The sequence below is a fragment of the Frigoribacterium sp. Leaf172 genome, from assembly GCF_001424285.1.
Taxonomy (GTDB): Bacteria; Actinomycetota; Actinomycetes; order Actinomycetales; family Microbacteriaceae; genus Frigoribacterium.
In genome coordinates, this window is record NZ_LMPB01000001.1 from 311860 (window position 1) to 336537 (window position 24678).

Genomic DNA, 24678 nt, shown 5'->3' on the forward strand with positions numbered 1-24678 from the left:
CAGTGTAGAGACGGTGGTGCGGCATATCCTCGGGCCATGCCCGATGTGAACGCCGCCGACCTCACACAGCAGACCGCCGAGACCGCCCGGCGATGGCAGCAGGCCGCGAGCGGCGCACCGGTCGACGCGACGGCCGCCCGGCTGGCCCGGGTGACGCGCGATCCCGAGGGTCTCGACTTCACGGCGGCGTTCATCGACGGCGTCGTCCTCGTCGACGACCCGGCCGTCGCGGCCCGCCGACTCGACGGCCTCAGCCGCTCGATGCCCGACTCGCTCCCGTGGCCTCTGCGCGCCGCCGTCTCGACCGGCGGCGGCTTCGGCCCGCTGGCGCCCCGCGCCGTGATCCCCGTCGCCCGGCGGGCGTTCCGTCGCCTGGTCGAGCACCTCGTCGTCGACGAGACGCCCGAGCGGCTCGCGGCGCAGCTGCCGGCGCTCGCCGTCGACGGATCGTGGCCGAACCTCGCCCCGCTGGGCGAACCCGTCGTCGGACCGGCGGGCGCCGACCGACGGCTCGCCCGGGTGCGCGCGCTCGTCGCCCGTGGCGACGTGCGGCACGTCTCGTTCTCGCTGCGCGACGTCGGCGGCCCGTTCGGCCCCTGGGGCCTCGACGAGACCGCGGCGGCCCTCGTCGAGCGGCTGACCCCGCTCTACGAGCTCGCGCGGAGCGGCGAGACGCCGACCCTGCTCGATCTCGACATGGGGAGGCGCGGCGAACTCGACCTGACCGTCGACGTCTTCACGCGCCTCCTCGATCAGCCCTCGCTGCGGGGTCTGCACGCCGGCATCGCGCTGCAGGCCTATCTGCCCGACGCCCTCGCGACCCTCGAGCTGCTCACCGACTGGGCGCGGCAGCGGGTGGCCGAGGGCGGCGCGCCGATCCGCGTCCGGCTGGTCAAGGGCGGCAACCTCGGTGCCGAGGCCGTCGAGGCGGCACGTCACGGGCGGGCCGCACCCACCCTCCCGTCGAAGGCGGCGACCGACGCCTCGTACCGACGCCTGCTCGATCACGCCCTGCGGCCCGAGAACGCCGCCGTGGCGCACGTCGGCGTCGCCACGCACGACCTGACCGACCTCGCGCACGCCTGGACTCTCGCGCGCCACCGCGACGTCGCCGGGTCGGTCGTGTTCGAGATGATGCACGGACTCGCCCCGGCTCAGACCCGCGTCGTCGCGGCCGAGGTCGGGGGCATGGCCGTCTACACGCCGACGGCGCCGCCCGCCGAGTCCGACGCGGCGGTCGGCGCTCTCATCCGGGGCCTGATCGGCGGGGGTCCGAGCGCCGGGGGCGGTGCGGGTGCGGGTGCCGGTGCGGGGAGTGACGACCTCGCCGACGGGGCCGACGCCGCCGGCGCCATCGACGCCGACGGGGCCGACGACGCCGACGCCATCGACGCCGACGGGGCCGACGACGCGACATCGGGCGACGCATCCACGCGGCCCGCGCCTCCCTACGGCGACCTCGTCTCCGCGCCCGACTCGGATCCCGCCCTCGACGCGGTCCGTGCCTGGGCCCGGCGGATCCTCGTGGCCGCCCGCACCTCCGAGCTCGGTCTCGAGCAGATCGAGGGGGCCCGCGTGCGGGACCACGGGCGCCTCGAGGAGATCGTGGCGCGCACGGTCGAGGCCGGGGTCGCCTGGGGGCGTCGCGAGCATGCTCTCCGCGCCGAGCTCCTCGATCGGGTGGCGGCGAAGATCGACTCGCATCGGGCCCGCCTGATCGAGGTGCTGGTCAGCGAGACCGGCGCGACCATGACCGAGGCCGACCTCGACGTCGCCGCGGCCGTCGACGCCGCCCGCTGGCATGCGGTGCTCGCCCGCGGACTGGGTGACGTCCGCGGTGCCCGCTACGCGCCTCCTCGGCTCACCGTCGTCGTGCCGACCGCCGACTCGGCCGTCTCGACCCTGATCGGCTCCGTCTCGGCTGCGCTCGCCGCCGGCAGCGGCGTCGTCGTCCGCCCGGCGTCGGAGGCCTGCCGCACCGCGTCGGTCGTCTCGGACCTGCTGCGTTCGGCCGGGGTGCCGACGTCGCTCGTGTCGACGGCGATCGTCGACGACCTCGAGCTCGCCCACGATCTGCTCATGCACCCGGCCGTCGACCGCGTCGTGCAGCACGGATCGTTCGACGACGCGGCCCGGATCCGCTCCTTCCGCGGCGATCGCGAGATGTGGGCCGAGACCGCCGGGCTGAACTCCGTCGCCGTGGCCGAGAGCGCCGACCTCGACCGCGCGGCCGTCGACGTCGTCGCGGGGGCGGTGGCTCACGCCGGTCAGGCGCCGTGGGTCGCGCGTCTCGTCGTGGTGGTCGGGTCGCCGATCCGGGTCGACGCCTTCCGTCGTCGGCTCGTCGACGCCGTCGCCGCTCTCCGCGTCGGCTGGCCGGACGTCGTGACGACCGACGTCGGGCCGCTGATCGACCCCGCCGAGGGGCCGCTGCTCGCCGCCCTGACCCGGCTCGACTCCGGTGAGAGCTGGCTGGTCGAGCCCGACCGGCTCGACGACGACGGCCTGCTCTGGCGGCCCGGTGTGCGCGACGGCGTGCGACCGGGCGGAACGTTCTTCGCACCCACCCGCGGCGGGCCCGTCATCGGCCTGATGCGCGTCGACACCCTCGGCGAGGCGATCGAGGTGCAGAACTCGCTCGACCGTTCGATCACCGCGGGCCTGCATTCGCTCGACGCGGGCGAGGTCGAACGCTGGCTCGACGAGGTGGAGGCGGGTTCGCTCGTGGTCAACCGCCCCGTCGCGGCCCCTCGCGCCGGGCGGTCGCCGGCGGCTGGTCGACGCCGTGCCTCGATCGGGCGGACGACGGCCTCAGGAGGCGCGCACACCGTGACCGCGCAGGGCGCCTGGTCGCGCGTGGCCCGGTCGCCCGAGAAGTCGCTCGCCCTCGACGGCGTCTCCGAACCGGTCGTCCGGCTGATCGAGGCCGCGCGAGCGAACCTCTCGTTCGACGAGTTCGACCGGGTCCGCGCCGCGGCTCGAAGCGACGAGAGGGCGTGGAGCGACCTGTTCGGGGCGTCGCGCGAGATCGGGGGAGTCCCGGTCGAGCGCACGCTCGTACGGCACCGACCGGCGTCGGTCGTGCTGCGTCTGGCGTCGGGCGGCGACCCCGTCGACCTCGTGCGGCTGATCGCGGCTGCCACCCGTGCCCGTGCCCGCGTCGTCGTCAGCACCGCCTCGCCCCTGCCCGCCTCGCTCCGGCTGCTGATCACCTCGCCGCAGTCGCCGGTCCAGGTCGGCTCGGTGGTCGTCGAGAGCGACGAGGCCTTCTTCGACCGGGCCGCCGTCGGGGGGCTTCAGAACGCCGACGACGAGCGCGACCTCGTCGTCGACCTCGGCATCGCGCCGTCGGGTGCGCCCCGGCGGGTCGCCGACTACCGCGGGCTGCGCATCCGGCTGATCGGTCAGGGGCGGACGGCCCTGTCGTCGGCCCTCGGCAACAGCGCCGACGTCGCCGTGTGGACGGGCGAGGTGACCGACGAGGGGCGCGTCGAGCTGCTGCCGTTCGTGCACGAGCAGACGGTCACGGTCGCCGCCCACCGCGACGGGCGCCCCGACGCCTCGCTGCGCCGACTGGTCGGAGGCCTGCGCTAGCTCGGAGGTGCGGTGCGGCTCGGCGGCCTGCGCGAGCTCGGCGGCCTGCGCCGGCTCGGAGGCGCGCGGCTCCAGGGTCTCCGCTGACTCCGAGGTGCGGACCGCGTGTGCGGCGAGCCGTGCCCGTGCTCTCGCCCGTTCGCGGTGACCCGTGCCCGTGCTGGTTCCCCTGCGCACCGAGCCGCTCAGGCCGGGTGTCGGCTGATCAGCTTCGACAGGACGATGGCGCTGCGGGTGTGGTCGACGTTGGGTGCGTTGCGGACGCGCTCGAGCGCCTCCTCGAGCGAGGGGATGTCGCGGCTGCGCATGTGGACGATCGCGTCGGCGCTGCCCGTGACCGTTCCGGCGTCGACGACCTCGGGCACGGTGCTGAGGATGCGCTGCAGCTCCTGCGGCGACACGGTGCCGCGGCAGAAGAGCTCGACGTAGGCCTCGGTGCCGAGCCCGTCGACCGCGGGGTCGACCTGCACGGTGAACCCCTTGATGACCCCGTCGGCGACGAGCCGGTCGACCCGGCGCTTCACGGCCGAGGCGCTGAGGCCGACGGACGCCCCGATGTCGCCGTACCCGGCGCGGGCGTTCTGGCGGAGCAGGTCGATGATGCCGAAATCGAGATTGTCCACCCGAAGACCCTACTCGTTGCGTGCGCAGTGCTCACAACGCATGTTCGTTGCGTGGCAGCCCGATCACCTGCGCGCACGGCGTGTGACACTGGCATCCGTGAGCATCACGAGCGACTCCGTGGACACCGCCGGAGACCCCCAGAACCCGATCACCCGTCGAGCCACCCCGCGCACGGTGCTGATGTGCCGACCCGACCACTTCACCGTGAGCTACAAGATCAACCCGTGGATGGACCCGGCCGAGCCCACCGACACGGCCAAGGCGGTCGCCCAGTGGCAGGTGCTGTACGACACCTACGTCGGGCTCGGCCACGACGTGCACCTGATCGACCCGATCGACGGCCTGCCCGACATGGTCTACGCGGCGAACGGCGGCTTCGTCGTCGACGGCAAGGCCTACGGCGCCCTCTTCACCTACCCCGAGCGCCAGCCCGAGGGCCCCGCGTACATGGACTGGTTCCGCGACGCGGGCTTCGAGGTCGCCGTCCCGAGCGAGATCAACGAGGGCGAGGGCGACCTCCTCCTCGTGGGCGACGTCGTGCTCGCCGGCACCGGGTTCCGCACCTCGACCCGCTCGCACGACGAGGTCGCCCGGGTGTTCGGCCGCGAGGTCGTCGGGCTCACGCTGGTGGACCCCGCCTTCTATCACCTGGACACCGCCGTGGCCGTGCTCGACCCCGAGCCGGTCGAGGGCCGCCAGAACATCGCCTACCTCGAGAGCGCCTTCGACGCGCCCTCGCTCGAGATCCTCCGCGAGAGGTTCCCCGACGCGATCCTGGTCGACGAGCAGGATGCCGCGATCCTCGGGCTCAACTCGTACAGCGACGGCTACAACGTCGTCATCGCCGCCCGGGCCACCGGCTTCGAGCGCCAGCTGCGCGAACGCGGCTACAACCCGATCGGCGTCGACCTCTCCGAGCTGCTGCTGGGCGGCGGCGGGGTCAAGTGCTGCACCCTCGATCTGCGACGCTGACGGTCGACCCGACCCGCGCCTCCTCGGCGGTCCGTGCTCAGCCGCGGCCGTCGGGGCGCACGAACAGGTAGACCACGCTGCGGCCCGTGCGGTGCTCCTGCGCGAGGTCGTAGCCGAAGCCGCCGAGGGTCCGCAGATCGGAGTCGTCGACGGCGTCGACCTGCAGCCGGGTGATCCAGAGACGGTCGACGTCGCTGAGGCGCTCCTGCAGCTCGTCGCGCTGGGTCTCGTCGTCGAGGCTCAGCGTGACGTCGGTGAACCGGCCCTCGGAGGCGCCCGAGCGCACGAACGCGACGTCCTCCAGCCCGTCGAAGCGGTCCGGGTAGGCGTAGAGGGCCTGGCGGGGCCTGGTCGAGACGGTGCCTGACGCGTCGAGCACGAAGGCGTCGCCGGGCCGTGCCTGCTGCTCGATGTAGCTCGCGATCTGACGCAGGTCGGCCGCGCCTCCCTTGCCCGTCGGCTGTCGCTGAAGCACCCAGGTCGGTGCCGAGGCGACGACCAGCAGCGCGATCAGGGCGATGCTGATCCAGCGACGGCGGAACCCGGTGATGGCGACGCTCAGCAGCAGGCACATGCCGGGGGCGGCGAACACGGCGAGGCGCGCCTGGTAGATCGGCTCGAGCGCGATGCCGGCCAGCAGCAGCACGCCGATGGGCATGACGACCCAGAGCGCGCCGAGCAGCACGACGCTGCCGGGGGTCCTGGCCCGGTCGCGCAGGCGCGTGCCGAGCAGGATCAGCAGCACGAGCCCGATGACGACGTAGGCGATCGACGTCGCGAACCACGGCTCGACGAGCACGGTCCACCAGGTGATGTCGGCGCCGGTCGAGGGGTCGTCGGCCCCGAGCAGCCGGCTGCGCTCGCCGAGCACGGTGCCGATGAACGGTGCGGTCGCGAGCAGCGCGGCCCCGGTCGACACCGACCAGCCGAGGAGGCGGTGGCGGGCTCCCCGACGACGGCGCTGAGCCGGGGCCAACGCGAGGAACACCCCGTGCACGACGACCATCAGCGCCAGCGGCACGAAGGTCGCGACGGCGGCGGCGAGCCCTGCCCCGTAGGCCGCCCACCACCACCAGCTGTGCCGGCGAGACGCGACGAGCACCAGCACGGTGATCCACACGGCGAGGGCCGCGGTGAGCGCGTACGGCCGAGCCTCGATCGCCTCGAGGGTCAGGCGGGGCAGCACGGCGTAGATGACGGCGGCGAGCACCGCCGTCGTGCGGTTCGTCAGCATGCGCACCAGCACGAGCACGCCCGCGGCTCCGAGACCGGTGACCAGGACCCCGGGGAGGCGCGTGGCGAACTCGCTCTCGCCCACGACGCCGATCCAGGCGTGCATGAACAGGTAGTAGACGCTGTGCACCGCGTCGCGCTGACCGAGGAACGCGATCAGATCGGGCAGGGGCATGCGCGCCGCGAGCAGGGTGGTGGCCTCGTCGCTCCAGTACGAGGGGATCCAGCTGCCGGTGACCGTGACGACGACCGCGAGGAGTCCCGCGAGCAGCGGGTCGAGCCAGCGGTGCCGCGGATGCGCGACGCCCGGGTCGTGGCCGATGCTCACGCGACCCCTGGCTTAAAGAAGACAGGCCCCGCCGGGGCGGGGCCTTGGGTGGCTGGACACGGCATCGATCCGTGGACCTTTCGATTTTCAGTCGAACGCTCTACCAACTGAGCTACCCAGCCGTGGGGCCTCGGTGGAGACTGTGCCCCGACCTGCCGGCCCACCGGAGGGACGTGCCCTCCAGGCGAGAAACTCGCCTTCGCGACCCTGACCGGACTTGAACCGGCGACCTCCGCCGTGACAGGGCGGCGCGCTAACCAACTGCGCTACAGGGCCAAACAATTGCTACTTATACTAACCGGACTCTGGATCGTTGCCGAACCAGTGACCCCAACGGGATTCGAACCCGTGCTGCCGCCGTGAAAGGGCGGTGTCCTAGGCCACTAAACGATGGGGCCGTGTGTTCCGAAGAGCACAGAGCAACCGAGAGACGAGCATACGGAACCGCCGGGCTTAATGCAAAACGAGATGCCCGCACGGCGGGCTCGACACGAGTCGCCACGCCACTCCGGCGCGGTTCCCGCCGTCGGGCCCCGCCGCCGTTAGTTTCGACCTGCGCTTGAAGGTCCGACGGGCCGACGTCGGCGCCGCCCAGCATCCCGAGTGAATCGAACACGCATGACTCTCCTCCGCCTCCTCGGTCTCCCCGGCGCCTCGAGCACCTCGGCCCCGGCCGGTCGTCGCGGCCGACTGACCGCCGTCGCCGTCGCGCTCGCCCTGGTCGTCGGCGTGGGGGTCGCCGGCGGACCGGTCGACTCGGCGCAGGCGGCGAGCTACCCGTCGTGGTCCGACGTCGAGAAGGCGCGGGGTGACGAGGCGGCCAAGAAGGCCGAGATCGCGCGGCTCGAGAAGCTGCTCGACACGATCGAGGCCGACCTCGACCGCAAGAACGCCGACGCGAAGGAGAAGGGCGATCTGCTGCAGAAGGCGCAGAGCGCCTTCGACGAGGCGCAGTACCGGACCCAGCAGCTGCGCGGGCAGGCCGACGCGGCCGCCACCGTCGCCGCCGCGAGCGAGAAGCGCGCGGGTCAGCTCGCCGCCCAGCTCGGCCGATCGGGCGGCAACGGCAACGACATGACCGGCACCCTGATCGCCGACCCGGGCGACGCGGGCGAGCTGCTCTACAAGCTCGGCGCGATGACCAAGCTCACCGAGCAGGCCGACGGCATCTACTCGCAGGCCACGCAGGACCGCAACACGGCGCAGGGGCTGACCGACCAGGCCGAGGTCGCCGAGGAGGCGCTGGGCGCGTTGGCCGACGAGGCCGAGGCCGCGCTCGACGCCGCCAACGCGGCCGTGAAGGCCGCCGCCGACTCGCTCGCCGAGCAGCAGGAGAACGGCGCGCGCCTCCAGGCGCAGCTGACCTCGCTCAAGACGAACACGAAGACGACCGAGAAGCAGTTCCTGAAGGGCGAGGCCGAGCGCAAGAAGAAGGAGGCCGAGGCCGCCGCCCGCGCCGCCCGACTCGGCAGCCCGACCTCGGGCACGCCCGTGGGCGTCACGTCGAGCTTCGGCTGGACGCGCCCCTCGGGCGGGAACGTCGTGAGCGGCTTCGGTATGCGCGTGAACCCGGTCACCGGCGCGTACATCCTGCACGCGGGCACCGACCTGGCCGCCGCCTGCAACACCCCGATCTTCGCCGCCACGGCCGGGACCGTCGTCTACGCCGGCTGGTACGGCGGCTACGGCAACTACGTGCTGATCGACCACGGCAACGGCATCACGACGGCCTACGGTCACCAGCCCGACGGCGGCATCATCGTCGGGGTCGGCCAGCGGGTCGCCCTCGGCCAGCAGATCGGCCACGTCGGCTCGACCGGCAACTCGACCGGCTGCCACCTGCACTTCGAGACCCGCATCAACGGCACCGCCGCCAACCCCGTCGCCTTCATGGCGCAGCGCGGCATCACGCTCTAGCCGCGCCTCCCCGGCCTCTCAGGAGGCGCGCGCCAGAACCGAGAGGGACCGCAGCACCGCGATCGCGTAGTCCTCCTCGGGTTCGTGATCGAAAAAGACGGCCAAGGCGCCGGTCATCTGGATCCAGATCAGGACCGCGACGACGAGGATGATCCCCGCGCAGATCGCCACCACCGTCTTGCTCTCGAACACGTCCGTCCTCCCTCGTCAGACCATGAGGGGGCCCCGCGAGTGATCGCGGGGCCCCCTCATGATGCGGAACGGGTCAGTGACCCTCGTCGGCCAGCTTCTTGATGCCGGCCTCGACGATGGCCTCGGCTTCGGCGGCGTCGCCCCAGCCCTCGGTCTTGACCCACTTGCCGGGCTCGAGGTCCTTGTAGTGCTCGAAGAAGTGCTCGATCTCTTTACGCAGGTACTCGGGGACGTCCGAGATGTCCTGGATGTGCTCCCAGCGCGGGTCCTTCGCGGGCACCGCGATGACCTTGGCGTCGCTGCCGCCGTCGTCGGTCATGTTGAAGACGCCGACGGGGCGGACCTTGACGCCCACGCCCGGGAACAGCGGGTAGTCGAGCAGCACGAGCACGTCGACGGGGTCTCCGTCGAGCCCGAGGGTGTTCTCGAAGAACCCGTAGTCGGTCGGGTACACGAAGCCCGTGAAGAGCACGCGGTCGAGGTAGACGCGACCGGTCTCGTGGTCGACCTCGTACTTGTTGCGGCTTCCCTTGGGGATCTCGATCACGGCGTCGTACGCGGCCATGGGTGCTCCTGCTTCAGTCTCGGGGGCGTGCCGACCAGGCGGGTCGACGGCTTCGCTAACGTTACAAGATGAGCGCCGAGCACCGTCCGACCCGCCCGCGCCTGACCCCGGCCATGGCCGACGTGCGTCGGGCCGTCCGTGCCTCGCTCGACGGGCTGCCCTCCGACGCCCTCGTGCTCGTGGCCCTCAGCGGCGGCGCCGACTCGCTCGCCCTCGCGGCCGCCACCGCCTTCGAGGCGCCCCGGGCCGGCCTCCGCGCCGGGGCCGTCGTCGTCGACCACGCGCTGCAGCCCGGCTCGGCCGAGGTCGCGGCCACCGCCGCGGCCGCCGCCACCGCCCTCGGTCTCGCCCCGGTCGAGATCCGCCGCATCGGGGTCGGCGTCGACGGCGGGCCCGAGGCCGCAGCCCGGGAGGCGCGCTACCGGTCGCTCGACGAGGTCGCCACCGAGACGGGCGCCGCCGTCGTGCTGCTCGGCCACACGCTCGACGACCAGGCCGAGACCGTGCTGCTCGGGTTGGCGCGGGGCAGCGGCCCGGTGAGCCTGCACGGCATGGACGCCGTGTCGGGGCGGTGGCGCCGACCGCTGCTGGGGGTGCGTCGCGAGACGACCCGCGCCTCCTGCGCCGACCTCGGTCTCGATCCGTGGGACGACCCGCACAACGACGACCCCGCGTACGCCCGCGTGCGGGTGCGCCACGCGGTGCTGCCGGTGCTCGAGCGCGAGCTCGGGCCGGGCGTCGCCGAGGCGCTCGTCCGCACGGCGGCCCAGCTGCGAGAGGACAACGACGCGCTCGACCACTTCGCGCTCGAGCAGGCCGAAGAGGTGGCGGACCACGCCGAGGCCGGCATCTCGCTCGACGTGCGGTCGCTCGCGGCGAACCCCGCCGCCCTCCGCCAGCGGCTGATCCGCCTGGCCGTCGCGAGCGAGTTCGCCGTGACCCTCAGCCGCGCCCAGACCCTCGAGGTGGCGCGTCTCGTGACCGACTGGCACGGCCAGGGGCCCGTGTCGTTGCCGGGCATTACAGTGGAACGCACCGGAGGCGCGCTGCACTTCGCCGCGACCGGCGCCTCCTGAGATCCCCGCCACCGCCCCTCCCCTCACCTCTGGAGCACGACCCCGCCATGGAACTCAGCGACATCGAGAGCGACCTCACCTCCGTCCTCTACACGGAAGAGCAGATCCACGCGAAGATCGCCGAGGTCGCCCGTCAGGTCGAGGCCGACTACGCCGGTCGCGACCCGCTGCTGGTCGGGGTGCTGAAGGGCGCGGTCATGGTCATGGCCGACTTCTCGCGCGAGCTGAAGATGAGCGCGGCGATGGACTGGATGGCCGTCTCGTCGTACGGCTCGGGCACCAAGTCGTCGGGTGTGGTGCGCATCCTGAAAGACCTCGACACCGACCTCCACGGTCGCGACGTCATCATCGTCGAGGACATCATCGACTCGGGTCTGACCCTGTCGTGGCTGCTCGACAACCTGCGCACCCGCGGCGCCGCCTCGGTCGAGATCTTCGCGCTGCTGCGCAAGCCCGAGGCCGCGAAGGTCGACGTCGACGTGAAGTACGTGGGCTTCGAGATCCCCAACGACTTCGTGGTGGGCTACGGGCTCGACTTCGACGAGCGCTACCGCAACCTGCGCGGCGTCGGGGTGCTGGCGCCGCACGTCTACAGCTAGCTCCGGCGCGGGTGCATTAGGCCCACGGCGAACACCCATGGGGCGCATAGGGGGCTCGATGTAACCTTCTGCTCATCTTCTCCCTGCAGAAAGGTCTCGGGCTCCGCCCGTACTGACATGGACTTCAAGAAACTCTTCCGCGGCCCGATCATCTACATCGTGATCGCCGTGATCGGCATCGGCATCGGGTGGAGCGTCATCAGCTCGTCGAGCACGACGCAGGTGTCGACCCAGAAGGGTCTGGCCTCGATCAGCGCCGGCGACGTCAAGTCGGCGACCATCTTCAGCAACGAGCAGCGGGTCGACCTCGTGCTGAAAGACGGCGACAAGCAGGAGCAGTTCTACTACGCGACGCCGCGCGGCGAAGAGGTCGTCACGGCGATCACCGACGCCGACCTCGAGAACTTCGACGACACCGTCACGCAGAGCAACTGGCTCGTGTCGCTGCTCGGCATCCTTCTGCCGTTCCTGATCATCGGCGTGATCTTCTGGTTCCTCCTGTCGTCCATGCAGGGAGGCGGCAGCAAGGTCATGCAGTTCGGCAAGTCCAAGGCGAAGCTGAACTCGAAAGAGACCCCGCAGGTCATGTTCACCGACGTCGCCGGCGCGGACGAGGCCATCGAGGAGCTCGAGGAGATCAAGGAGTTCCTGAAGGAGCCCGCGAAGTTCCAGGCCGTCGGCGCTCGGATCCCGAAGGGCGTGCTGCTGTACGGCCCTCCCGGCACCGGCAAGACCCTGCTCGCCCGCGCCGTCGCCGGCGAGGCCGGGGTCCCGTTCTTCTCGATCTCCGGCTCGGACTTCGTCGAGATGTTCGTCGGCGTCGGCGCCAGCCGCGTGCGCGACCTCTTCGAGCAGGCCAAGCAGAACTCGCCCGCCATCATCTTCGTCGACGAGATCGACGCCGTCGGCCGCCACCGCGGCGCGGGCGTCGGCGGCGGCAACGACGAGCGCGAGCAGACGCTCAACCAGCTGCTCGTCGAGATGGACGGCTTCGACGTCAAGACCAACGTCATCCTCATCGCCGCCACGAACCGCCCCGACGTGCTCGACCCGGCCCTGCTGCGTCCCGGTCGCTTCGACCGGCAGATCGGCGTCGACGCCCCCGGTCTCGACGGTCGCAAGCAGATCCTCGAGGTGCACGGCAAGGGCAAGCCCCTCGCAGCCTCGGTGAACCTCGAGGTCCTGGCCCGCAAGACGCCCGGCTTCACGGGCGCCGACCTGGCCAACGTGCTCAACGAGGCCGCCCTGCTGACGGCTCGCTCGAACGCGCAGCTGATCGACAACCGCGCGCTCGACGAGGCCGTGGACCGCGTCATGGCCGGGCCCCAGCGTCGCAGCCGCATCATGAACGACCACGAGAAGCTCATCACCGCCTACCACGAGGGCGGTCACGCCCTCGCTGCCGCGGCGATGCGGCACACCGACCCGGTGACGAAGGTCACGATCCTGCCCCGCGGTCGCGCTCTCGGCTACACGATGGTGCTGCCCCTCGAAGACAAGTACTCGGTCACCCGCAACGAGCTGCTCGACCAGCTGGCCTACGCCATGGGCGGTCGCGTCGCCGAGGAGATCGTCTTCCACGACCCGACCACGGGCGCCTCGAACGACATCGAGAAGGCCACCGGCACCGCCCGCAAGATGGTCACCGAGTACGGCATGAGCAACAAGGTCGGCTCGGTCAAGCTCGGTCAGGGTTCGGGCGAGCAGTTCATGGGCCGCGACATGGGTCAGCGCGACTACTCCGAGAACATCGCCGAGACGGTCGACGCCGAGGTGCGCGTGCTGCTCGAGCAGGCGCACGACGAGGCCTGGCAGGTCATCAACGACAACCGCGACGTGCTCGACCACCTCGCCTCCGTGCTGCTCGAGAAGGAGACCCTCGACCACGACGAGCTGGCCGACATCTTCAAGGACGTCAAGAAGCTGCCCGAGCGCCCGCAGTGGCTCTCGAGCGACAAGCGACCCGTCTCGGACCGGCCCGCCATCCCGATGCCGACCAAGGCACCGGTCGACGCGGCCGCGGTCGACGGCGGCGTGGGCTCCGAGCCCGAGGCCGACGGCGCGACCAGCCGTCAGCGCCCGCCGCGCACCACCCCCGGCATCGCCACGGCCTGACCGCCGCTCGGGGCGACCGCACCGGCTCGACGACACCGGTGCGGTCGCTACCCTGGGTATCGATCCTGTTCGTCCCTGCCCGATCGGAGGCGCCACGCCGTGACCGACTCACCGAGCGGAGCCCACCGGGCACCCGACGAGACGTCGGCCAGGCGTGTCTGGAAGCGCCCCCGCGGTCGCGAGCGATACCCCGACCCGGTCGTGCTCGACGCCCCTCCGGCCAGCGCCCCCGCCGCCGGCAGCGAGCGTCGCCTCGTGCTCTCGCTCGGCGAACGTGCGGCGGTTCGGCCGCCGGCCCAGCTGCCCCCGGTCACGCAGACCCCCGCGACGCGCACTCCGGGCGGCCCGGTGGGCGTGACGCCCTCGGCGCCGGCGGCACCCGCCGCCTCCGGTGAGGCCGGTCCCGCGGGCGCGGCCGTCTCCGGTTCCGGTTCCGGTTCCGGTTCCGGTTCCGTTTCCGCGACAGTGGGCGGCGAGGGGGAGCCGACCCGCGCCTCCGGACGCCGCCTCATCGCCGGGGGGCGCTTCGACGGCCCCCTCGACGACCGCGACGCCGCGGCCGCCCGCACCCGGGTCGGGTCGCACGCGGCGCCGGGCCTCGTCGTGCCGCCCGTCCGCGGCGCCGACGAGCTGAGACCCCGCGTCACGGGCGACCGCCACTCGGCCCCCGAGCCCGACGTCGCCACGCGGGTGCTCGAGGTCGTGCCGACCGGCGCCGGCGCCCACGCGCAGCCGTCGGGCCGCGGCACGCTCGTGATGGGAATCCTCAACGTGACACCCGACTCGTTCAGCGACGGCGGCCGGTACGTCGAGGTCGACGACGCCCTGCGGCACGCCCGCGAGCTGGTCGCGGCCGGCGCCGACGTGATCGACGTCGGCGGCGAGTCGACCCGCCCCGGCAGCGCCCGCGTCGCGCCGATCGACGAGCAGCGCCGTGTGCTCCCCGTCATCCGGCAGCTGGCGTCCGAGGGCATCCGCATCAGCATCGACACGATGAACGCGGCCACGGCCTACGCCGCCGTCGAGGCCGGCGCCGAGATCGTCAACGACGTCTCGGGCGGCCTGGCCGACCGCTTCATGGCGCAGGTCGTCGCCGACACCCGCAGCACGTTCGTGGCCACCCACTGGCGCGGCCCCCTCGACGGCACCGACCGGCCGCACTACGACGACGTCGTCGCCCAGGTGCGCGACGAGCTCTCCGACCGGGTCGGCGAGCTCGTGGCGCGGGGCGTCGACCCGGCGCGCATCGTGCTCGACCCCGGCATCGGGTTCTCGAAGGACGCCGCGCAGAACTGGCGGGTGCTCGCCGGTCTGCACGAGCTCGACCGTCTCGGTCTGCCCGTGCTGATCGGGGCCTCGCGCAAGAGGTTCCTCGCCGATCTGCTCCCCGAGGGGGCGAGCGTCGACGATCGCGACCCGGCGACCGCCGTCATCAGCGTGCTGGCCGCGCAGGCCGGCGTCTGGGCCGTGCGCGTGCACGACGTCGCGGCGACCCGGGCGGCGCTCGACGTGTGGGGGGCCTGGCAGCAGGGCGCCCTCCCCAGCCGACCGGCCCGGCACGCATGAGCGCCGACGACCCGCGACCGGTCGAGCCGACCCCGCCGTCGCCGACGCCGACCCCGTCGCCCGTCCCGATCCCCGGCACGACGCCCGCGCCGACGATCGCCGTCGGCCTCGACGTGCTGAGACTGTCGGGCGTGCGCGCCACGGGTCATCACGGGGTGTTCGACCACGAGCGCCGCGACGGCCAGGAGTTCGTCATCGACGCCGTCGTCCACCTCGACACCCGTGCCGCGGCGGGCTCCGACGACCTCGAGCGCACCGTCCATTACGGCGTGCTGGCCGAGCAGCTCGTCGCCGCCGTCGAGACCGACCCCGTCGACCTCATCGAGACCCTCGCCGAGCGGCTCGCCGGGGTCGTGCTCGCGTTCCCGGCCGCCGCCCGGGCCGAGATCACCGTGCACAAGCCGAGCGCGCCCATCACCGTGCCGTTCGGAGACGTCTCGATCACCATCGTGAGAGAACGCCCGTGAGCGACGCCACCGGGCCCGTCACCCGCGCCGTCGTCGCCCTCGGCTCGAACCTCGGCGCTCGCGACGAGCTGCTCCGCGACGCCGTGGCCGCCCTCGACGCCGTCGCCGGGGTCACGGTCGTCTCGGCCTCGACGCCGGTCTCGTCGGTGGCGCTGACCCCCGAAGGCCCCGACGAGACGCGCCCCGAGTACCTCAACGCCGTGGCCCTCGTCGAGACCAGCCTCGACCCGATCGCCCTGCTCGACGCCCTGCAGTCCATCGAGTCCGACCACGGGCGCACCCGCAACGTCCGCTGGGGCGACCGCACCCTCGACCTCGACCTCGTCGCCTTCGGAGACCTCGAGCTCGAGACGGAGCGCCTCACCCTGCCGCATCCGAGGGCGGCCGAGCGCGCCTTCGTGCTCGAGCCCTGGTCCGAGATCGACGAGGAGGCGCGGCTCGGCTCGCTCGGACGCGTCACCGACCTGATCGCCGCGCTGCCCGACCGGACGCACCCCGTGCCGGGCGCGACGCGGTTGCACGACGGGCGCCGCGCCTCCTCAGCTCCGGCCGTCCGCGACGAGGGAGCCACCGCATGAAGCACACCCGCCCCGCCACCCTCGTCGCGCTCGGCGTCGTCGCCCTCCTCGGCGGGTTCGTCGTCGACACGGCCCTGGTCGCGAACGGGCGGGCCGCGCTCGTGCCGCCGGTGCCGCTCGGACTCGTGCTGCTCGCCATCGGCGGCATCGTCATCAGCCTCGCGGTGCCCGTGCGACGCGTCGCCCGCGGCACCAGCACCGAGCGCATCGACCCGTACTACGCGACCCGCGTGCTGCTGCTCGCGAAGGCCAGCAGCCTGTCGGGCGCACTGTTCGGCGGGGCCGCCGCGGGGGTGCTGATCTTCATGCTGACTCGCGGCGTGAGCGTCGCGGTAGGCTCGCTCGTGCCCACGATCGTCGCCGTCGTGGGGGGCCTCGCCCTCCTGGTGGCGGGCGTCGTCGCCGAGCGCATGTGCACGGTGCCGCCGGGCGACGACGACGGCGGACCGGGGGCGCAGGCGGTCTGAGGGCCGTCCCGCCTCGCCCGTGATCACCGGAGGAGCCCGCGCCATGGACCGACTCGACAGCGCCTACGACGACATCGCCCGCGGCGACGACCACCCGGACGGCGCGCACGCCGTCTCGGATGGCCCCGACGCCGGTCCGGCCGCCGGCGTCTGGACGGGCGTCTCGCCGAAGTACGTCTGGCCCGAGCTGATCGGCTGGGTCGTCACCGGGCTGATCGTCGCGGCCGCGACGACGCCCCTGTGGCTGCTCGACCGGTGGTGGGCGTACGGCATCACGGCCGCGGTGGTCGTGATCTTCGCCCTGGTCGCCGCGTTCACCCCGCGACGGGTGCGGGCGATCCGCTACCAGCTGCGCGACGACGACCTGCTGCTGCGCAAGGGCGTCATGTTCGTCCGCTTCGTCGCCGTCCCCTACGGCCGCATGCAGCTCATCGACATCAACCGGGGGCCCGTGGTGCGCGCCCTCGGTCTCAGCGACCTCAAGTTCGTCACGGCCGCGGCCGCGTCGGGCGTCACGATCCCCGGCGTGCCGGCCGACGACGCCGACGCGCTGCGCGATCGCCTCGTGGGTCTGGCCGAATCGCGGCGGGCGGGCCTGTGAGCGACGGCGCCCCCGACGGCGACCACGGCTCGGCCCCCGCGGGCGCGCAGCCGGACGCGCAGTCCGGCTCCGCCCCGCTCGGCGGCTCGGCCCCGCCGGAGGTCGCGGCGCTGACCGACGGCGAGTGGCACCGGCTGCACCCGGCGACGCCCGTGCTCAAGGGCGGCATCGCGCTGGTCGTGGCCCTCGGCATCATCATCAACAACGCCCGCGACTGGGTGCTCGAGCTCTTCCTGCCGGGAGGCCGTCGGGGCGGCGGGCCCGACGAGGGCGACGCGTTCGGCTACGTGTGGCAGAACGGCTGGTTCGGCTTCGCGCTGCTCGGTCTCGTCGTCGTGATCGCGGCGCTCGTCGGCCTGTTCTGGCTGTCGTGGCGCATGAACACCTTCCGCGTCACCGAGGAGATCGTCGAGATCCGCAGCGGCGTCGTGTTCCGCACGAACCGCCGGGCGCGGCTCGACCGCATCCAGGGCATCAACATCCAGCGGCCGCTGCTCGCGCGGATCTTCGGCGCGGCTCGGCTCGAGGTCAACCAGGCGGGCGACGACGCCAACGTGGTGCTCGCGTATCTGAAGGGGGCCGCGGCCGACGACCTCCGGCGCGAGATCCTGCGCCGCGCCTCCGGGGCCCAGCGTCCCGAGCGCTCCGGCCCGACCGCGGGCGGGCGGTCGGCGGTCGACGGCCCGGGAGGCGCGGTGACCGGACCCGGCGGAGCCCCCGTCCGCAGCGGACTCGGCCACGTCGTCGAGCAGCGGGCCCACGAGCTCCTGGCCCCCGAGCTCGACCCGCGCGAGGTCGACCCCGACTCGGTCGTCCGCATCGCGCCGGGCCGTCTCATCGGCTCGGTGCTGCTGAGCGGCTACACGCTGTTCATCATCGCCGCCGCCGTGGCCGTCGCGGTCAGCATCGCGGTGACGGGCGAGTTCTTCCTGCTGTTCGCCCTGCTGCCGGCGCTGCTCGGCTCGGGCGGCTTCTACGTCAACCGCGTCTCGAAGTCGCTGCGCTTCAGCATCGCGTCGACGCGCGACGGGGTCCGCATCGGCTACGGCCTCTTCTCGACGACGAACGAGACCCTGCCGCCCGGGCGCATCCACTCGGTCAAGGTCGGTCAGCCGCTGCTCTGGCGGCCCTTCGGCTGGTGGGAGGTCTCGATCAACCGGGCCTCGCGGTCGAGTGCGAAGGGCGCCGACGGGCAGAGCAACACGAGCATCCTGCCCGTGGGCGACATCGGCGATGTGCGGCGCGTGCTCGAGTTCGTGCTGCCCGAGCTGGTGGGGGTCGCCGCCGCCGACGCGGACACCGAGGAGGCGCTGGTCGCCTCGACCGGGCCCCTCGCCTCCGATCCGGCGGGCGTCGCGCGCGAGTTCCGCGAGACCGCCGGCGAGCACGCGGCGCGCACCGTCTCGATCGTCGAGCAGAGCCTCACCTCGACGGGCGCCGATGGCGGCTTCACCGTCTCGCCGCGTCGCGCGGCCGTGCTGCGCTGGTTCTCGTGGCGTCGCAACGGGTTCCGCTCGGCGCCCGGCGCCGTGCTGCTGCGCACCGGCGCGGTCTGGCGCCGACTCGTCATCGTGCCGCTGCCGCGGATGCAGAGCGTCGCGCTCCGACAGGGGCCGCTGCTGCGTCGACTCCGGCTCGCCGAGGTGAGCGTGCACACCGTCCAGGGGCCGATCACCGCCGAGATCGGGGCGCTCGACGAGCACGACGCCCTCGGCTTCTTCCACGCGGCGTCACGCGACGCCGTCGGCGCGGCGCGAGCCGACCGGACGCACCGCTGGCTGTCGGCCGCCGTGAGCGGGGCGTCCTCCGAAGCCGCGCCTCCTGCGGGGACCGTCGCCGCGCCTCCTGCCGCATCCTCTGCGGAGACTCCGCTCGGGACCGAGGGCGCGCCTCCTGCGGTCTCTCCCGATCCGGCGGCCACCGGGGCCGGGGCCGACGGCGCGGGGGAGCGCCCATGAGCCCCCAGCGCAGCGGCCGACTCGGCGTCGGCGTCATCGGGGCGGGGCACGTCGGGCCGATCCTCGGGGCGGCGCTCGCCGCGGCCGGGCATGCGGTGGTCGGCATCTCGGCCGTGTCCGACCGGGCTCGGGACCGCGCCGAGGCGATCCTGCCCGGCGTCCCGATCCTCACCGTGCAGCAGGTCGTCGAACGCAGCGAGCTCGTCCTGATCGCCGTGCCCGACGATCAGCTCGCCGACCTGGTGTCCGGCCTCGCCGAGACGGGCGGCTGGCAGCCCGGGCAGCTCGTCGTCCACACCTCGGCCGCCCACGGGCTCGAGGTGCTTCGACCCGCGCTCGCCGCCGGCGTCATCCCGCTCGCCATCCATCCGGCCCTCACCTTCACGGGCACGACCATCGACCTGGTGCGCCTGCGCGGCGCCTACTGCGCGGTCACGGCTCCCGTGCCGGTGCAGCCGATCGGGCAGGCCCTCGTCGTCGAGATGGGCGCCGAGCCGGTGCTCGTCTCCGACGCCGACCGCCCCCGGTACGCCGAGGCCGTGGCGACGGCGACGGAGTTCTCGGCCGCCATCGTGCGCCAGTCGGTCGACCTGCTCGCCGAGCTGGGGATGCCCGAGCCCGGCCGGGTCATCGCCCCGCTCGTGCGGTCGGCGATGGACCGCGCGCTCGGCATCGCCGAGGGGTCCGTCGGCCCCGGTACCATCGACGTGGCCTCGTTCGACGACGGGTCGTCCGCATCCGGTGGCCCGGGCGCCTGACCGGCACCGCGCCTCCCACCCCTCTCTTTCCCGCTGGAGCAGCTGACACATGACCGCCTCGTCCGACCCCACCCCCTCGCCCGCGATCGACGGGGCCGCCGGCGCCGACGGCCAGGCGGTCAGCGAGGAGGCGCGCGAGGCGTCGGAGCAGAAGCAGGTCCGCCTCGCGAAGCGGCAGCGCCTGCTCGACTCCGGTCGTGAGGCCTACCCGGTCGGGGTGCCCGTCACCGACACGATCGCGGCCGTCCGCGCACGCCACGTCGACCTCGAGACCGACAGCCGCTCGGGCGACGTCGTCGGCCTCGCCGGCCGCATCGTGCACGCCCGCAACACGGGCAAGCTCTGCTTCGCGGCGCTGCAGGCCGGCGACGGCTCGCGCATCCAGGCGATGGTGTCGCTCGCCGAGGTGGGCGAGCAGTCCCTCGCCGACTGGAAGGAGCTCGTCGACCTCGGCGACCACGTCTTCGTCACCGGCGAGGTCATCTCGTCGCGTCGCGGCGAGCTGTCGATCATGGTGACCGACTGGACCATCGCGTCGAAGGCGATCCTGCCGCTGCCGAACCTGCACGGCGAGCTCAGCGAAGAGACCCGCGTCCGTCAGCGCTACCTCGACCTGATCGTCCGCGACCAGGCCCGCGCCACCGTGCGCGCCCGCGCCGCGGCCGTCGCCTCGCTGCGTCGCACCTTCGACTCGCACGAGTACCTCGAGGTCGAGACGCCGATGCTGCAGACGATGCACGGCGGGGCCGCGGCTCGGCCGTTCCAGACGCACAGCAACGCGTTCGACACCGAGCTGTTCCTCCGCATCGCGCCCGAGCTGTTCCTCAAGCGCGCCGTCGTGGGCGGCATCGACCGCGTGTTCGAGATCAACCGCAACTTCCGCAACGAGGGCGCCGACTCGACGCACTCGCCCGAGTTCGCCATGGTCGAGGCGTACCAGGCCTACGGCGACTACGAGCAGATGGCCCGTCTGACGCAGGAGATGGTGCAGAACGCCGCCCTCGCCGTCGCCGGCACCCACGTCGTGACGCTCGCCGACGGCACCGAGTACGACCTCGGGGGCGAATGGGCCCGAGTGCCGATGTACGAGTCGCTCAGCGAGGCCGCCGGCGTCGAGGTCACCCCGACGACGTCGGTCGCCGACCTGCAGGCGCTGGCCGCCACGGTCGACCTGGTCGTGCCGCACGAGACGCACGGCAAGCTCGTCGAAGAGCTCTGGGAGCACTTCGTCAAGCCGTCGCTCGACCGTCCGACCTTCGTCATGGACTTCCCGGTCGACACGAGCCCGCTCGTCCGCAGCCACCGCTCGAAGCCGGGCGTCGTCGAGAAGTGGGATCTCTACGTCCGCGGATTCGAGCTGGCCACGGCGTACTCCGAGCTCGTCGACCCGGTTGTGCAGCGCGAGCGCTTCGTCGAGCAGGCCGCCCTCGGGGCCCGCGGCGACGTCGAGGCGATGCGCCTCGACGAGGACTTCCTGACGGCGCTCGAGCACGGCATGCCGCCGAGCGGCGGCATGGGCATGGGCATCGACCGCCTGCTCATGGCGATCACGGGCCTGGGTATCCGCGAGACGATCCTGTTCCCGCTGGTGAAGTGACACCGCGGGACGTACCCTTGACGAGTGCCTGAATCGTACCTCGGAGCGTTCGTCTTCTCGTTGACGCCGACCATCGTCGTCGGTCTCATCTTCTGGTTCGTCGTGCGCTCGCTGATCCGGGCCGACCGGACCGAGCGCTCCGCGTACGCGAAGATCGAGGCGGAAGAGCGCGCCAAGGTCGCGGCCGCCGACTTCGAGACCGAGCGCCTGGCGGCCGACCGTCGGGGCGTCGACCACCTCGACGACGGTCCGCGGCCCGCCACCCCGTAGCGCGCCTCCTCGGCTTCGACCCTCCGAACGCCCGCCCGACCATGTCGGCGGGCGTTCGCGCTGTCCGGTCGCATCCGCTTTGCGCACTCGAAGATGTCCCCCTAGCCGGTATCCGAACGGCCGGTGAAGACGAGGTGAAGAAAAGGCGAGCAGCACGCGTCGAACTGTGCATCGCGGCGGACTGTCACCCCCCACCGGCTCGGATGCGCCTCGGGAGGCCCGGAGATCCGGGCTTCTCTTGAGAATCGGCTCGGTGAGATGTACCCCGCTCGGGAGGGCGAAAGGCCTACACCCGATCGAGGCTCGCCGTCAAAGCCAGTTCGTTCTCGTACCCCGTCCGACTCGAAACCCTGTGTGCCTGCTCCGAGAACCCCCGCGAAGCGCTTCCGCGGCTTTCGCGCCGAAACTCCCGCACGCCAGACTCGTATCACGCCGAAGAGCTTCACGAACTTATTCGACAGCAGCACAGTCAGCATTCGAAGCAGGGAGAGAACGATGACGAACACCTCCGTCACCACGCGCAACACGAGCACCGACACAGCGACCGACGACACCGAAGTCGAAGTCCTGTCGCAGGTCCGCGGGGCCTCCACCGACCAGGTCGGCGACTACCTCCGCCACATCGGCCGCATGCCCCTCCTCGACGCCGCCGAGGAGACCGAGATCGCCCGCCGCATCGAGGTCGGCCTGTTCGCCGCCGAGAAGCTCAAGGACCTCCAGGCCGCCGACGCGATCAAGAAGGACCGCACCAAGGCCCACGCCCAGATGATGCGCGACCTCAAGTGGCTGCAGCACGACGGCGAGCGTGCGAAGGACCGCATGATCACCGCGAACCTGCGCCTCGTCGTCAGCATCGCGAAGCGCTACACGCAGCGCGGCCTGCCGTTCATGGACGTCATCCAGGAGGGCAACCTCGGCCTCGTGCGCGCCGTCGAGAAGTTCGACTACACGCAGGGCTACAAGTTCTCGACCTACGCCACCTGGTGGATCCGCCAGGCGATCGCCCGCGGCCTCGCCGACAAGGCGCGCGCCATCCGCATCCCCGTGCACACGGTCGAGCGCATCAACCGCATCTCGCGGGCCGAGCGCGACCTGACCGTCGACCTGGGCCGTGCGCCCACCGTCGAGGAGGTCGCCGCCGAGGTCGCGATGGAGGTCGCCGACCTCGTCGAGCTCAAGTCGCGTTCGCACGAGCCCGTCTCGATCCACACCGTCGTCGGCGACGCCGAAGACAGCGAGCTGGGCGACTTCATCGAAGACGAAGAGACCCCCTCGCCGACCGCAGCGACCGAGAACTCGCTGCTCAACCGCGACATGCACGCCCTCGTGGCGACGCTGCCCGACGATGAGGCCCGCGTGATCCGCATGCGCTTCGGCCTCGACGACGACCAGCCGATGACCCTCGACGAGATCTCGAAGCGCGTCCACTCGTCGCGCCAGGCCGTCTCGCGCGTCGAGAGCCGCGCCCGCCTGCGCATGTTCGCCAAGGCCGTCAGCCAGGACCTCCAGCTGTACCTGCAGTAGGACGCGTCTGCTTCTCCGCGTCGGAGGGCCGCCGCCCCGAGTCCGCTCGGGTGGCGGCCCTTCTCCGTGCGCCCCGCCCCCGGCCACGGTGGTCGGTGACAGCCCTTCGCGGCCAGCTGCAGGGACGGTTTCTGCCCACAGTCGAGTTCTGTTGAGTGGGCCTCTGGCCTGGGTGGTCAGAAGTAGCCCTTCCCGGCCTGCTGCAGGGACGTTTTCCGCCCACCGTGAGACGTCGGCTCTGGGCGACCAGGGGCTCCCCCGGCAGGGCGAGTCCTCCCCGATCGCCTCACGGGCCGAATCCTCCCCAGAAGGCGAAGCCGAGGAGGGGCGGGTCGACTCCATCGCGCCAGTCTCGGCTCATGCCCCGTATCCCTCTGCCCCCTGACCTCGTCGATCGTCCGTTCTCCGTCGCCGAGGCGACAGGAGCTGGAGTCGGAGGCAAGCGCCTCCGCGGCCCCGATCTCGTGGCACCGCATCGCGGAGTCCGTGTCGGCTCCGAGCGCGTCGCGATTCACGACGGTGCCACGAACGCCGCGAGGCCGCTCGGCCTGGCGTCGGTGCCATGCCTAGCCGGGACCGGATCGGCCGCCCTCGCGAGCCCACCGGCCATGGTCGTCGATCGAGCACTGGCGCTGCAGCCCGTCATGCTGAACGGCTGGGTCTTCTCACACACGACGGCGCTGGCGCTGTGGGGTCTGCCCGTCCCGCTCCGTGTCAGCACCGGGATCGAGCCGTTGCATGTCAGCACGAGCGTCGGGCGCGGCCCACGTCGGCCAGGCGTCGTCGGGCACCGGTCGGCCCCGACGCGACTCTCCGAGCCGATGCGGCTCGATGTCTCGTCGTCGGCACTCCCGCGCACCGAGAACTCGATCCGACGAGAACTCCCGGTCGATGATCCTCTCTCGGCTTGGGCGCGATCCGGCGCCCTGCTGACCGTCGACGAGCTCGTCCGCGTCGGCGACTCTCTGGCCGGTTCATGGTCGCCTCACGCGGAGGCGCGCGAACGGCCGATCGACGACCTCGTCGCTGCGATCGCCGCCGTGGGTCGGGTACCGGGTGCCGGGCGCGTTCGAGCCGCGCTCGAGTTCGTCCGCTCGGGCGTCGAGTCACCGAGAGAGACCGATCTGCGCCTTCTGCTCGTCCGCGCCGGGTTGCCCGAGCCCGAGATCAACCAGCCGACCTACGACGCCAGCGGTCGCTATCTCGGCAAGCCGGATCTGCGGTACCGGTGGTGCAAGGTCGCGATCGAGTACGAGGGTGACGAGCACCGGCTCGATCGTCGGAGATTCCGGAACGACATCCTGAGGCGAGAGCGCTTCGCCGACGCGGGCTGGCGGACGGTCCGCTGCACGGGCGACGACCTCGACGGGCGGCGGGCCGCGGAACTCATCGCCCGCGTCGAGCGCCTTCTCCTTAGAGGCGACAGCCTCAGATGTCACTGAGCGGGTGGGTAGAAGATGCTCTTCCGTGCCTGGCAGAGGGTCACGTTCGACCCCGCCGAGTCCGGTCCGGGTCAGGTTGGTCAGAAGGTGCCCTTCAGTGCTGAATGAAGGGCGACTTCTGACCACCGATGCAGCCGAGCTGGTGACCATGGTCAGAAGGTGCCCTTCAGCGCCGAACGAAGGGCGACTTCTGACCACCGTCGCCGCCGCGGCGAGAGGGTGACTCGCTCGCGGC

General features: G+C 72.4%; 21 protein-coding genes and 3 tRNA genes. 17 read left to right on the top strand and 7 right to left on the bottom strand.

Annotated features, from left to right (window positions below):
* Window positions 1–36 precede the first annotated feature (36 nt).
* Window positions 37–3594 (top strand): proline dehydrogenase family protein, encoded by a 3558-nt coding sequence (locus ASF89_RS16225; protein WP_055811428.1) that lies wholly within the window; start codon window positions 37–39, stop codon window positions 3592–3594.
* Between the two features lie 185 nt (window positions 3595–3779).
* On the opposite strand, the gene ASF89_RS01500 is transcribed toward ASF89_RS16225, so the two are convergent.
* Complete coding sequence (locus ASF89_RS01500) at window positions 3780–4217, bottom strand: Lrp/AsnC family transcriptional regulator (RefSeq protein ID WP_055799275.1); 438 nt, start codon at window positions 4215–4217, stop codon at window positions 3780–3782.
* Window positions 4218–4314: 97 nt separating this feature from the next.
* Between ASF89_RS01500 and ddaH the strand changes: the two genes are divergently transcribed.
* Complete coding sequence (gene ddaH, locus ASF89_RS01505; protein WP_369814524.1) at window positions 4315–5190, top strand: dimethylargininase; 876 nt, start codon at window positions 4315–4317, stop codon at window positions 5188–5190.
* 37 nt (window positions 5191–5227) lie between these two features.
* On the opposite strand, the gene ASF89_RS01510 is transcribed toward ddaH, so the two are convergent.
* The 4 genes from ASF89_RS01510 to ASF89_RS01525 form a co-directional block, all read right to left on the bottom strand.
* Window positions 5228–6751, bottom strand: coding sequence for a glycosyltransferase family 39 protein (locus ASF89_RS01510; protein WP_055811431.1), 1524 nt, complete (start codon window positions 6749–6751; stop codon window positions 5228–5230).
* Window positions 6752–6800: 49 nt separating this feature from the next.
* Window positions 6801–6873, bottom strand: a tRNA-Phe gene (locus tag ASF89_RS01515).
* Between the two features lie 80 nt (window positions 6874–6953).
* A tRNA-Asp gene (locus tag ASF89_RS01520) sits at window positions 6954–7027 on the bottom strand.
* Between the two features lie 49 nt (window positions 7028–7076).
* Window positions 7077–7149: transfer RNA gene (locus tag ASF89_RS01525), tRNA-Glu, on the bottom strand.
* A gap of 220 nt (window positions 7150–7369) precedes the next feature.
* On the opposite strand from ASF89_RS01525, the gene ASF89_RS01530 reads away from it, so the two are divergent.
* Window positions 7370–8668 carry a M23 family metallopeptidase gene (locus tag ASF89_RS01530; RefSeq protein WP_055811436.1) on the top strand — a complete coding sequence of 433 codons (1299 nt, stop codon included), beginning with the start codon at window positions 7370–7372 and terminating at the stop codon, window positions 8666–8668.
* 18 nt (window positions 8669–8686) lie between these two features.
* Here the strand turns inward: ASF89_RS01530 and ASF89_RS15575 are convergent, their stop codons facing one another.
* The gene (locus tag ASF89_RS15575; protein ID WP_156463289.1) at window positions 8687–8860 is read right to left on the bottom strand and encodes a hypothetical protein; all 174 of its coding nucleotides are present in this window, start codon (window positions 8858–8860) and stop codon (window positions 8687–8689) included.
* A gap of 73 nt (window positions 8861–8933) precedes the next feature.
* Complete coding sequence (gene ppa / locus ASF89_RS01535) at window positions 8934–9425, bottom strand: inorganic diphosphatase (protein ID WP_055799285.1); 492 nt, start codon at window positions 9423–9425, stop codon at window positions 8934–8936.
* Window positions 9426–9493: 68 nt separating this feature from the next.
* Here ppa and tilS point away from each other — a divergent pair, with 68 nt between their 5' ends.
* The 14 genes from tilS to ASF89_RS01605 all read left to right on the top strand — a co-directional run bounded on the left by tilS (window position 9494) and on the right by ASF89_RS01605 (window position 24443).
* Window positions 9494–10501, top strand: coding sequence for a tRNA lysidine(34) synthetase TilS (gene tilS, locus ASF89_RS01540; RefSeq protein WP_055811438.1), 1008 nt, complete (start codon window positions 9494–9496; stop codon window positions 10499–10501).
* A 47-nt stretch (window positions 10502–10548) separates the two neighbouring features.
* Window positions 10549–11100 carry a hypoxanthine phosphoribosyltransferase gene (gene hpt, locus ASF89_RS01545; protein WP_055799292.1) on the top strand — a complete coding sequence of 184 codons (552 nt, stop codon included), beginning with the start codon at window positions 10549–10551 and terminating at the stop codon, window positions 11098–11100.
* Between the two features lie 117 nt (window positions 11101–11217).
* Window positions 11218–13215 carry an ATP-dependent zinc metalloprotease FtsH gene (ftsH, locus tag ASF89_RS01550; protein ID WP_055799295.1) on the top strand — a complete coding sequence of 666 codons (1998 nt, stop codon included), beginning with the start codon at window positions 11218–11220 and terminating at the stop codon, window positions 13213–13215.
* A 756-nt stretch (window positions 13216–13971) separates the two neighbouring features.
* Window positions 13972–14781 carry a dihydropteroate synthase gene (gene folP / locus ASF89_RS01555; RefSeq protein ID WP_055800672.1) on the top strand — a complete coding sequence of 270 codons (810 nt, stop codon included), beginning with the start codon at window positions 13972–13974 and terminating at the stop codon, window positions 14779–14781.
* On the top strand, window positions 14778–15248 hold the full coding sequence (gene folB / locus ASF89_RS01560; RefSeq protein WP_082489700.1) for a dihydroneopterin aldolase: 471 nt from the start codon (window positions 14778–14780) through the stop codon (window positions 15246–15248). The genes folP and folB overlap by 4 nt, the downstream gene beginning before the upstream one ends.
* The gene (gene folK / locus ASF89_RS01565; protein WP_082489701.1) at window positions 15245–15826 is read left to right on the top strand and encodes a 2-amino-4-hydroxy-6-hydroxymethyldihydropteridine diphosphokinase; all 582 of its coding nucleotides are present in this window, start codon (window positions 15245–15247) and stop codon (window positions 15824–15826) included. The genes folB and folK overlap by 4 nt, the downstream gene beginning before the upstream one ends.
* Complete coding sequence (locus ASF89_RS01570) at window positions 15823–16293, top strand: DUF3180 domain-containing protein (RefSeq protein ID WP_055811441.1); 471 nt, start codon at window positions 15823–15825, stop codon at window positions 16291–16293. The genes folK and ASF89_RS01570 overlap by 4 nt, the downstream gene beginning before the upstream one ends.
* Before the next feature lie 43 nt (window positions 16294–16336).
* A complete protein-coding gene (locus ASF89_RS01575) occupies window positions 16337–16894 on the top strand; it encodes a PH domain-containing protein (RefSeq protein ID WP_082489702.1) in 558 nt (185 codons plus the stop codon).
* Window positions 16891–18852: a PH domain-containing protein gene (locus ASF89_RS01580; RefSeq protein ID WP_082489703.1), complete on the top strand. Its 1962-nt coding sequence runs from the start codon at window positions 16891–16893 to the stop codon at window positions 18850–18852. Before ASF89_RS01575 ends, ASF89_RS01580 begins: the two co-directional genes overlap by 4 nt.
* A complete protein-coding gene (locus tag ASF89_RS01585) occupies window positions 18849–19610 on the top strand; it encodes a Rossmann-like and DUF2520 domain-containing protein (protein WP_055799301.1) in 762 nt (253 codons plus the stop codon). Before ASF89_RS01580 ends, ASF89_RS01585 begins: the two co-directional genes overlap by 4 nt.
* 49 nt (window positions 19611–19659) lie before the next feature.
* Entirely contained in the window at window positions 19660–21207 is a 1548-nt protein-coding gene (lysS, locus tag ASF89_RS01590) for a lysine--tRNA ligase (RefSeq protein WP_082475274.1), read from the top strand.
* A gap of 24 nt (window positions 21208–21231) precedes the next feature.
* Window positions 21232–21477 carry a hypothetical protein gene (locus tag ASF89_RS15260; protein ID WP_082489704.1) on the top strand — a complete coding sequence of 82 codons (246 nt, stop codon included), beginning with the start codon at window positions 21232–21234 and terminating at the stop codon, window positions 21475–21477.
* Window positions 21478–21972: 495 nt separating this feature from the next.
* Entirely contained in the window at window positions 21973–23001 is a 1029-nt protein-coding gene (locus ASF89_RS01600; RefSeq protein WP_055799304.1) for a sigma-70 family RNA polymerase sigma factor, read from the top strand.
* A gap of 608 nt (window positions 23002–23609) precedes the next feature.
* Complete coding sequence (locus ASF89_RS01605; RefSeq protein WP_055811445.1) at window positions 23610–24443, top strand: hypothetical protein; 834 nt, start codon at window positions 23610–23612, stop codon at window positions 24441–24443.
* Window positions 24444–24678 lie beyond the last annotated feature (235 nt).